Annotated in this window: 2 protein-coding genes; both read right to left on the bottom strand. The window is 68.6% G+C overall.

What is annotated here, in order from left to right:
• Positions 1-33: 33 nt before the first annotated feature.
• Entirely contained in the window at positions 34-564 is a 531-nt protein-coding gene (locus AB0J12_RS39645) for a transposase (protein WP_363269665.1), read from the bottom strand.
• Between the two features lie 41 nt (positions 565-605).
• Entirely contained in the window at positions 606-1,100 is a 495-nt protein-coding gene (locus AB0J12_RS39640; protein WP_363269664.1) for a winged helix-turn-helix domain-containing protein, read from the bottom strand.
• Positions 1,101-1,167 lie beyond the last annotated feature (67 nt).

The following is a 1,167-nucleotide window of genomic DNA, read 5'->3' as shown; positions in this document are numbered from 1 at the left end:
TACTGAGGTTGAACTCGTGGTGTCGTGCTGTTGTCAGGCGGGTCTGATGGTCAGTCCGGTCTCGGCGAGGCAGCCGTCTATGAGGTGGCTGCGGTACTGGATGTGCCGTAGGCCGCGTCGGATGCGCTGGACGAGGTGTTCGGATGTGCTGAAGGCGACGTTCGAGAGCCAGCCGCGTCGCAGGAGGGACCAGATCCCTTCGACGGGGTTGAGGTCGGGTGCGTAGGGCGGCAGATAGTAGATGGTCAGCCAGTCCCGGGCTTCCGCCCATTTCCGCAGGTCGGCGGCTTTGTGGACGTTGAGGTTGTCCCAGACGAGCACGATCGGGCCGCCGAGCTGCAGGTGGGCTGTGGACAGCAGGTCGCGGTAGTCGCGCCAGGAGAAGCTTTTGCGTCCGTCGCGTCGGCCGTCGTCCCGGCGGGGCCGGTAGATCAGCCGGGACCGGTGGCCGGGTTTGTAGCAGGTGAGTGCCGCGATGGAGATGCGTCTGCGGGACCGGCCGCGGACCCGCACCACCGGGGTCCGGCCACGCTGTGACCAGGTCTTTGCCTGCGGCGGCGTCATGGAGAATCCGGCTTCGTCCTCGAAGACGAGCCAGGCTCCACTCACCGCCGCGAGTCTTCCGCGCAGGGCCACACCTCCTTGACCCACCCAGCCACCGCGTCGTCGTCCCGCTCGATCGCGCGTCGGGCCGGGACCTGGCAGGACCAGCCGTTCCGCACCAGCAGCTTGCGCACGCCCTGGATCGTGTAGGTCAGGTGGAAGCGCCGGCCGATCACCGTCTTGACTCGTGCCAGCGTCCACCGCTGGTCCTCCCAGCCATGTACGGCCGGCCCCTTGGCCAGCTCCGCCTCCAGCTGGGCGAACTGCTTCTGGCTCAGCCTCGGCACAGACGCCGGCCCCTGCGACCGCAGAGCCCGCGGGCCGCCCTCGTCCCACGTCCGCCGCCACCGCTGCACCGACCGGACGCTGACCCGCAGGTCCTTGGCGATCAGCGAGCTCGCCTCGCCTCGGGCGAACCTCTCGGCCGCCTTGAGTCGTAACTCCTCGCGAGACTGCTGCCGTTCGGCGGTCAGTCCGCCCCCTTGTGGATACCGCATGCCCCGGTGATACCGCACGACCGACGAGCCGTCAGCCCCTGCGACACCACGAGTTCAACCTCAGTAG

This window comes from Streptomyces sp. NPDC049915 (assembly GCF_040656475.1).
Taxonomy (GTDB): Bacteria; Actinomycetota; Actinomycetes; order Streptomycetales; family Streptomycetaceae; genus Streptomyces.
Note: the sequence above shows the minus strand (reverse complement) of the source record. Positions and strands in the feature narration are given on the sequence as shown.

Bases quoted from the DNA above. Each gene is read 5' to 3' on its own strand.
- AB0J12_RS39645 (WP_363269665.1), bottom strand. From the start codon at position 564: ATGACGCCGCCGCAGGCAAAGACCTGGTCACAGCGTGGCCGGACCCCG.
- AB0J12_RS39640 (WP_363269664.1), bottom strand. From the start codon at position 1,100: ATGCGGTATCCACAAGGGGGCGGACTGACCGCCGAACGGCAGCAGTCT.